Annotated in this window: 4 protein-coding genes and 1 pseudogene; 2 read left to right on the top strand and 3 right to left on the bottom strand. The window is 41.4% G+C overall.

Annotated elements, in window-relative coordinates; genetic code table 11:
* Window positions 1–120 precede the first annotated feature (120 nt).
* Window positions 121–861 carry a Ycf66 family protein gene (locus GNE10_RS32015; RefSeq protein WP_185570000.1) on the top strand — a complete coding sequence of 247 codons (741 nt, stop codon included), beginning with the start codon at window positions 121–123 and terminating at the stop codon, window positions 859–861.
* A 262-nt stretch (window positions 862–1123) separates the two neighbouring features.
* Here the strand turns inward: GNE10_RS32015 and GNE10_RS32010 are convergent, their stop codons facing one another.
* From GNE10_RS32010 to GNE10_RS32000, 3 genes are all read right to left on the bottom strand, one after another.
* Window positions 1124–2257: a restriction endonuclease, SacI family gene (locus GNE10_RS32010; RefSeq protein ID WP_185569999.1), complete on the bottom strand. Its 1134-nt coding sequence runs from the start codon at window positions 2255–2257 to the stop codon at window positions 1124–1126.
* The gene (locus tag GNE10_RS32005) at window positions 2224–3093 is read right to left on the bottom strand and encodes a DNA adenine methylase (protein WP_185569998.1); all 870 of its coding nucleotides are present in this window, start codon (window positions 3091–3093) and stop codon (window positions 2224–2226) included. The genes GNE10_RS32010 and GNE10_RS32005 overlap by 34 nt, the downstream gene beginning before the upstream one ends.
* A 122-nt stretch (window positions 3094–3215) precedes the next feature.
* Window positions 3216–3641 carry a hypothetical protein gene (locus tag GNE10_RS32000; RefSeq protein ID WP_185569997.1) on the bottom strand — a complete coding sequence of 142 codons (426 nt, stop codon included), beginning with the start codon at window positions 3639–3641 and terminating at the stop codon, window positions 3216–3218.
* Window positions 3642–4025: 384 nt separating this feature from the next.
* On the opposite strand from GNE10_RS32000, the pseudogene GNE10_RS31995 reads away from it, so the two are divergent.
* A pseudogene (locus tag GNE10_RS31995) lies at window positions 4026–5003 on the top strand (hypothetical protein); the annotation flags it as partial.

Here is a 5003-nt window from a genome sequence, read left to right as displayed (position 1 = left end):
AGTGTGGGGAGAGAGGGGGGAAAGATTTCTTCACCATCCTCCCACACCTCCCACACCTCCCACACTTCCTGCTTGCCCCATGCCCCATATCCAATCCCTAGTCAAAGGAGTAACCGAATAATGCTGGCATATGTCCTAGCTTTGGTGGTCGGTCTTGGTAGTTTAGCCATTTACATCGCAGCGTTCTTTTTCCCAGAAATCCACCGCAAGAATGATTTTATTTGGAGCGGTGTCGGGTTGTTCTATGCCTTAGTTTTATGGGTGTTTGCACCGCGCATTTCTGGGGGGTTATTGCTCGGTCATGTGGCTAGTGTCGCTCTTTTGGTGTGGTTTGGCTGGCAAACTCTTTCGTTACGTCGCCAACTAACACCACAGGCGCAACAAACCCAAGTGCCTAGTCCTGAGACGGTGAAAACTGGCATTCAGGAACAGGTGAATAAATTGTCTCTTCAGGAGAGGCTAGCTCAGTTGCAACAGGATATTGGTAGCACTTTGAGTGGCGTGAAAGACAAGGTGCAACAAAGTGTGGGTCAAAAGACATCCACAACACCCAAACCTGAAGACATTACTTCTGTATTGACTGAGCAACCTGCTGTTGAGATTATCGACAATACTACTGCCACACCAGAACAACCAGCACAAGAGACAGTTAGTAGCGACACCGAAGCAAAAAGCGAGAGTGTACCAGAAGCAATTCCACCAAATCCTCCTTCCTGGGAATCGGTAGAAGCAGCCCAACCAGATACCGAAACTGAGAACAAGGAAAAGATTCCCGTAGAGGAAATTGCTCCAGATGCATCTCTGGCTCCCCCAGCCGAAACGCCACCGGATGCAACACCGCCAAATAATCAGGGTAGTTAAATCAAGTGAAACCCAACGTTATGTTTAAGTTAATGTTGGGTTTTACTTATAGGCTAGACAAACACCTTTGTGGGAATTTTACTTATTTTAAAGTCTATACATTTAGTAAAAAAGCTTTATTTTAGTTTACGTGTTTTCTCATGAATGATTCAGGATTGCTATGTATTGGTATTAGTGCTGTATTCAGTTCGTCAAAACTAAGAATGCATTTTCAGCCAAGTAGTGGCTACGAAGCAAAAAATAAATGAATTGTTCAAATCGGTCAAAATTCCCTGGCGCTTTCAGCAGCTTGTCTCAATGCCAAAAAAGCTTCTTTTAGAGGTTGGCTAAGGGCACTGTCTGGTTCTGTTAGCACTAGCTGTTGGTAGGCTGATAAAAATTGCGATCGCAGCCGATGGAACAAATGCAGAAAGTGACGCACAAAGCTGATACAATCCAAAACCACAATCTCTATACCACCTGTACGCTCGTACATACTGGAGGCATATTCTCGAACACGCTCTTCAATCACATCCGTCGTGATAAAAATATAGTTGTCAACCCGCTTGCCTGTATTGTTGATTTTTTGCAAAGCACGGTCAATATCTACTAACGTGACACGCCGAGTCTTCATTTCATAGCTGGTGATGACCTTCTCATCATCAACTAGAGTAATTTCCAAATCTCCTAAAGCCCCTGTCTGCTCGTCTGCTGCGTTGTGGGACTCTAGAGGTAAAAAACGCTCCCCTATATATGGTTCTGCTACTTGATAAGCAGCAGCAACAATTAGTACAGGAAGGCGGCTTGAACCTCGGCAAGCCAAATGCTGTTCGAGGAGTGTAACGATTTCCTCTGCTGATAGAGGTATTGCGTCTTCCGATTTCTTCAGGTCGGCTAGTAGTGTTTCCATGCGCTGCCGCTTCTCGTTCCGAGCAATAATTAGACAACGAATGGTTTGGGCTAGCAGTTCTTCAGCAGTTATTCTGCCTTGATGAACATCATCAAGTAATTCCAGGGCGGCTTTGTAGAGTTTGGGCGGTCGTCCCACCAGATTTACTGCTGGGGTTAAGGTGATGTTACGGTTCCGCAGGGCAGGGGTGAGGAATGCGGTAGTGGGATTACAGGGTAACTCGTGCTTGTTAATGAATGCTGTGATGTAACTTTCATCGTAGTAGCGTCCAGAGTAAGCATCTGGTGTGCCTATTTCGGTGTAAGGCTTGCGGATATCAACATTACCACGGTGAACAGCTGCCAAAGAGCAGGCCAGTAACAAACGAACTACAGCACGATTGCCTACATAGCGCGATACATAGTCAATTTTTTCGGCAATGCTGGGGTTGGCGACAATCGGTTGTGCTATCGATGAAGAGGCTTTTTGTAAGGCTACATCAAGGATAGCTGCTGGGGTTGTGGACATGGAGCGATTTCTTCAACAGTAAGTGTGGAGGCTTGCGGGTGATAATTGAGCCAAAGTATTTCTTGCCGTAACTCCTTGATGGAATGGCAGTGCTTCAAGGGTGCTTTAATGCAGTTCCAGTCACCGTAAAGTTCCTGCATCAAGGAACAATCATAGCCGGAAAGGGCAACTTTACCTTTAACTGAACGCAAAACATCCGCTAGTTGCCGATGTTGGTCGTCGGTCATTTCATAAGCGTAAGCCTTGCTATCCCCACGGGAATCGTGCGGGTAGGGAGGGTCACAGTAAAATAATGTTTCTGGACTATCGTAGCGTCGAATAATATCAATTGCTCGGTCGTTCTCAATTTGCACGCGTAGCAACCGTTGCACGATTTCGGGCAAATCCTCAACACTACCAAGCCACCGGGAAACTGCACCAGCCATTCCAGCGCGGCTAGTAAGTTTGCAGTGCGCCCATCGTCCAACACTCGCGGTTTGTGCTAAGCCTGTTCTCACTTGTCGCGCCCGGACAAAAAATCGTCTAGCCCTTTCCAGGTCTGACAAACTCTCTTCTTCTTTGGCAATAGCAGTCCGAAATTCTTCACGGGAAAACGGCGTTAACCCAATCGCCTCAATGAGTTGGTCTTTTTGGTCGCGTAGTACGCGAAAAAAGTTGACTACCTGGCCATCAATATCATTGTAGGTTTCTACAGGCGAAGGCTCCCGGTTCAACAACACGGCTGCTGAACCGCCAAAGGGTTCGCAGTAGTGGCTTGTTTTTGGCAATAAGGGTAAGAGCCAGTCTAAATGACTGTATTTGCCGCCATAGTAACCAAAAGCGATCTTTTTTACCATGAAAGTTCACCTTAAAGGAAGTGCCTTCTCCACAATTTGGGATCTAAGTAAAAGACAATTTCTCTAGTGTAGAGAAATTAAAGGGAAAGTGGCGAAGGCACTGTTAGCAAATGTTAAGATATCTACTGTTCCAAAAACGAAATACCTGTGTTTGTGTGTTTCATCCCACATTTATGCAACGCCAGATTAATCTCTAGTTGCAATTGTGCTAACTCCATTATCAGAGTTACTAGATCCTTCATCTTTTCTTGACTTTCTGGCACTGACGCCAATTTCTCCAGCATAGCAACATGAGGTTTGAGGCGATTTGAAACAGTCTCTATTTCGGGCTGTTTGACTGCTCCAAAACTTACTAAACGTGATTTAAAGTATCTAATTCCGGCATTAATCACAAGCTCACCAAAATTTTGTACCATCAAGAGCTTGATTAACTCTTCTTTTGTTAGCTGTCCAGAATGAATATCAGCTAAAAATTTATTCAGTTCTGCTTGAGTCAATTCAAATCTTTCTGGGTAAAAGGGAACAGATGATTGATTCAAATTATTCACAGTTAGCTCCTAAAAAGCTCGGTCGTCATTAATATAGTCGCCGTTGGAACACTGATATGCCATACAAATACCTAAACACAAAAATTGGATTGACAATTTTAGGATAGTATGTACGTAAAACGTTATGGAATGATGAGCCTTTTGGGAATTAAAAGGAAGCTAAATCATGTATTCAACTTATCTATCAGCGAGACATATCCAGCTTTTAACTCTTCAGATAAAAAGGATATTAAGAAAGTAAAACTTTACCCTGGGTTTATACGGAGAAATGCAAGTTATGAGAAAATTAACTTTGACGGCAGTGTAGTATCTAAAGCTGTCGCAATGCTGAGATGCAATATAAATATTTTTAGTAAAAAATTAGATTGACAATTTATATAAAATATGTTTGAAGAAATGTGGAATCATGAATGCTTTGCGAATGAACAAGAAGCCAAAGCATGTATTCAACTTATCAGTGAGACATATACAGATTTTAACTACTTAGTTCAAGAATCTCTTAAAAATAAGACAGAAAAAAATACAAAAAACACTACAGGAGAAAATAAAATTTTAGCCTGGTCTTGGATTCTGTGTAATCCTCATATAACATATGAAAATTATGAAGAGGAAGATTCTAGACCTATAGAAGAATTAGGCGAATCCAGTGTAAGTAGGTATGGTTCTGCATTAACTTATGTGTTCAAAAAACTTTTAAATTCATGGTCTTTATTAGTTGATGAGATAGATGTAGTTACAGTTGAACTTGACAGAGATTATCTACATCTTATACAGGCAAATAACAAAAAAGCAATTATTAATAAAAAAGGTTTCGCTGTAATCGCTGCTGCACGGAGGTTACAAATGATTTCTATTATTTATCCCTTTTATAACAGTCAAGAATGGCAAAATTATATAGAAGAGACAAATGGAAAGCTGAGTGTAATAGGCTTTCAGCAAGATAATTACCCACGGACTGAGGAATTTTATATTGAACCTGATTTCTTAAATTCAGAAGGTGAGGAAGTCAAGGCAAGTATTGGGCAACCCAAAGCCAGAATACTTATTACAGGAGTATCTGGAATGGGAAAGACTTCCTACTTAAAGCATTTAGCTATGTTGTGCTACAGACAAAAAATTTGTCAAGATTATATACCTGTATATATTTCTCTACGAAGAGCTGCATTTTTAGAGCATCAACTTCCTCAAGCCTTATCCCAAAAACCGATTGATATTTATATGTCTGTACTTAACAATAATTGGGGAGTTAAATTAACACAGGAACAACTAATTAACGTATTAGTTAATGGAAAAGCACTAATATTAATTGATGGATTAGATGTTAACCACGTTAATAGTTTTTATCACTTTAATCAAATAAAA

The organism is Nostoc sp. 2RC, assembly GCF_014222165.1.
GTDB lineage: Bacteria > Cyanobacteriota > Cyanobacteriia > Cyanobacteriales > Nostocaceae > Nostoc > Nostoc linckia.
Note: the sequence above shows the minus strand (reverse complement) of the source record. Positions and strands in the feature narration are given on the sequence as shown.

Excerpts from the sequence above, each read along its gene's own strand:
- GNE10_RS32005 (WP_185569998.1), bottom strand. The coding sequence starts at position 3,093 with ATGGTAAAAAAGATCGCTTTTGGTTACTATGGCGGCAAATACAGTCAT.
- GNE10_RS32010 (WP_185569999.1), bottom strand. The coding sequence starts at position 2,257 with ATGTCCACAACCCCAGCAGCTATCCTTGATGTAGCCTTACAAAAAGCC.
- GNE10_RS32015 (WP_185570000.1), top strand. The coding sequence starts at position 121 with ATGCTGGCATATGTCCTAGCTTTGGTGGTCGGTCTTGGTAGTTTAGCC.